Source organism: Hyphomonas sp. (assembly GCF_040882205.1).
GTDB lineage: Bacteria > Pseudomonadota > Alphaproteobacteria > Caulobacterales > Hyphomonadaceae > Hyphomonas.
Genome location: NZ_JBBEBT010000239.1, coordinates 1 through 2,860, shown reverse-complemented (window position 1 = coordinate 2,860; position 2,860 = coordinate 1). Strand labels below are relative to the sequence as shown.

The window sequence follows — 2,860 nt, the reverse complement described above, 5'->3', positions numbered from 1 at the left end:
CAACGATGTGATCGCCGGTGTCGACATGGGGGGTAAAGTCAGGGCGGTGCTTGCCGCGAAGACGTTTGGCAACGTAAGAAGCAAGCCGTCCGACGACGACGCCTGTCGCGTCGATCACGACCCACTTTGTCTCTACGCCTACTGGTGCGTTATAGGTTTTCATTGCTCTGCTCAGAGCCTCTCAATTTCGGAGTTCCAGGAATGCAAATTAAGGACTGGCGTTTAGTCGCCGCTTCTCCCTTTGTCAACGCGGCTGCCGGGGCCATCCTGCTTTTTGGCGCAGCGGCCTGTTCCCGCAGCGAAAAGGAACCTGAAGCCCCCCCTCAAGCTGCCCCAATCACAGCAGGATTGGAGCTTCCGGCCGTTTGGTCAACCCGCCCCCTTTCCGGCCCAGTCCGAGATGTAGCGGTCTCCACCGGCGGCGGGGCCATTCTGGCTGTGGCTTATGAGCGCGGCGGCCTCGAGTTCTTCGACATGGAAGGCGAGCGTATCGGCGAGCCCTCCCTGTTCCGGCTTAAGGCCATCGCCGACGGCCGCTCGACCACCATCGGCGACGCCTCGGTAACCCTGTTTCCGGGCATCACCGAGGCGGGCGAGATCAAGGGCTATGTCTACAGCCCGGGCCTGATGGCCCCTACCCAGATCGACCTGCCGATTGCAGAGGAACGCGCGGTCCAGGGCCTCTGCACCGGCGATTCCAGCTCGGGCGGCCTGATCCGGATTGCCTACTGGACGATGGCCAATTCCATGTCGCTGACCACCGGCATCCTGTCGGAAGTCAACGGCGACCTGACCTGGACCCCGGAAGCGTCCACCGCCTCGGTCATCCCGGTCACCTCCTGCGTCTTCGCGGGCGGCCAGCTGGTCTCCTCAGCATCCAGCGATTCCGCCTCGCTGACCCGCGGTGAGGTGTCGGCCCTGTTATCCCTCGAAGACGGCGAGCCGATCCAGATCTCGACCGATTACGGCCTTACCAATACCAGTGTCGCCATTCGTGACGGCATCACCATCGAGGCGCCGCGCAATCCCACCGCCCTGACCGCCCTCGGCACGTTGCCAGCCGGCGGTTTCCCGGGTGGCGTGGTGGTCGTTGCGGGTGAGACGACGCGCGGCGAGCATCAGGTCGTGTTCATTGACCCGAGTGAGATTACTCTGGAGCCGGTGTCCGACTAGCGCCCGCCTGCCAGGTGAGGTGGACCGCCGCCAGCGTCACGATTACGCCAAGCCCCTGATGCACCAGCGCGAGCGTCAGGGGCGCGCTATTCAGCAGGGTCAGGATGCCCCAGACGGCCTGAGCGCTAACGAGCGCCGCCAGCACGGCGAAGGATCGTGCGAGCGCCCCGCCCCGGTAGCGCCAGGCTGCCCAGAGGCTGAGGCCCCAAAGTATATAGGCGAGGAAACGGTGATTGAACTGCGTCGCCGCCCGCCCCTCGAAGAGGCTGCGCATGCCCAGATCGGCCTGTATATAACGTGAGGGCACGAGTTCGCCCGCCATCAGCGGCCAGTCGTTATAGCTGCGCCCGGCGTCCAGCCCGGCCACCAGCGCGCCGGCGGCCATCTGCACGAACACCAACGCCAGCAGCAGGATGGCGACCCGCTTCCCCTCCGGCGCGCCCCCCCTGGAGGCGCCGCGCAGGGAAAGCCATAGCCAGGTGATCACGCAAAGGATCAGGAGCGCCAGCGAGAAATGCGTCATCAGCCGGTAGGGCGCGACCGACACCCGGTCAGTATCGCCGATTCCGCTCGCCACCATCCACCAGCCGATCGCCCCCTGCAGCCCGCCCAGCGCCACGAGGCCGGCGAGCTTCCATCCCAGCCCCCCGCCCAGCCAGCGCCGCGCGGCGAACACCGCCAGGCCCGCCACGGCCACCAGCCCGATGAACCGTCCCAGCTGCCGGTGGCCCCACTCCCACCCGTAAATGAACTGGAACTCGGCCAGCGACATGCCCTTGTTCTGCAGCTTGTACTGGGTTGTCTCGCGGTACTTGTCGAACTCCGCCAGCCAGCTCGCCTGATCCAGCGGCGGCAGGGCGCCCTTCACAGGCTGCCATTCGGTGATCGACAGCCCGGAATCGGTCAGCCGGGTTGCGCCGCCGACCAGGATCGTCGCATAGACGAGGAGGCCCAGCAGGATCAGCCAGGCCCGGATCCAGCGTGCGGCAACGGGTGAAATTGCGTTTGCAGCCATGACGCCTAAATCACTCCGGCGCGGGCGCAATCAAGAGGCGCCAACGTCGCATCAGCTTCAGGAGCCCGCCCGTCCCCATGCGCAAGCCCATCGCCGTCCTCCTGATGCTCGCCTTCATGGCGCTCTGGATCTGGGGCGCCGCCACCATCGGCATGTACATGACCGGCGCCTCCGTCTGGCTGCAACTCCTCTACTATATTGTCGCAGGCTTCGGCTGGATCCTGCCGCTGCGCCCCTTGCTGAAGTGGATGAATGCCAACGCGCCGCCGGAGGAAGACTAGATCTGCCGCCGCTTCATCCCGCGAACGCCGGGGCTTAGCCAAACCACTCCCTAATCCACCCACCGGGTCCCGGCAGCCTTGGGCAGGATAACAAAGCAAAGAGGCAAACCTTCGCCGCCCGCGCAATCACCGCATTTACACCGCACCCGGAGCAAACCATATCTGCGCAATGTCTACGCGCTTCTCTCCCGAAGACTTGCTTTCCTGCTACCGGCGGGGCGTGTTTCCGATGGCGGATTCGCGCGATGATCCGCGTCTCTTCCTGGTCGACCCCGAACTGCGCGGCCTGCTGCCCCTCGATGCTTTCCATATTCCGAAACGCCTTACGCGCCGCATCATCCAGGACCCGTTCCGCATTACCTTCGACACCGCTTTCACGCGCGTCGTCGAG

At 65.1% G+C, this 2,860-nt stretch carries 4 protein-coding genes and 1 pseudogene; 3 read left to right on the top strand and 2 right to left on the bottom strand.

What is annotated here, in order from left to right:
* Nucleotides 1-163 (bottom strand): uL13 family ribosomal protein (locus WEA77_RS10170; protein WP_368067766.1); only part of this gene is annotated, 163 nt, incomplete at its 3' end.
* Nucleotides 164-438: 275 nt separating this feature from the next.
* Here WEA77_RS10170 and WEA77_RS10165 point away from each other — a divergent pair.
* Nucleotides 439-1,173: a hypothetical protein gene (locus WEA77_RS10165; RefSeq protein ID WP_368067765.1), complete on the top strand. Its 735-nt coding sequence runs from the start codon at nucleotides 439-441 to the stop codon at nucleotides 1,171-1,173.
* Here WEA77_RS10165 and WEA77_RS10160 read toward each other — a convergent pair.
* A complete protein-coding gene (locus WEA77_RS10160; protein WP_368067764.1) occupies nucleotides 1,148-2,188 on the bottom strand; it encodes a COX15/CtaA family protein in 1,041 nt (346 codons plus the stop codon). The two genes, WEA77_RS10165 and WEA77_RS10160, sit on opposite strands and share 26 nt — an antisense overlap.
* 77 nt (nucleotides 2,189-2,265) lie before the next feature.
* On the opposite strand from WEA77_RS10160, the gene WEA77_RS10155 reads away from it, so the two are divergent.
* A complete protein-coding gene (locus WEA77_RS10155) occupies nucleotides 2,266-2,469 on the top strand; it encodes a DUF2842 domain-containing protein (RefSeq protein ID WP_368067763.1) in 204 nt (67 codons plus the stop codon).
* A gap of 169 nt (nucleotides 2,470-2,638) precedes the next feature.
* Nucleotides 2,639-2,860 (top strand): annotated as a pseudogene (locus tag WEA77_RS10150) (leucyl/phenylalanyl-tRNA--protein transferase); the annotation flags it as partial.

What these genes read in the sequence shown, in the direction of transcription:
- WEA77_RS10160 (WP_368067764.1), bottom strand. Translation starts at nt 2,188, where the DNA reads ATGGCTGCAAACGCAATTTCACCCGTTGCCGCACGCTGGATCCGGGCC.
- WEA77_RS10155 (WP_368067763.1), top strand. Translation starts at nt 2,266, where the DNA reads ATGCGCAAGCCCATCGCCGTCCTCCTGATGCTCGCCTTCATGGCGCTC.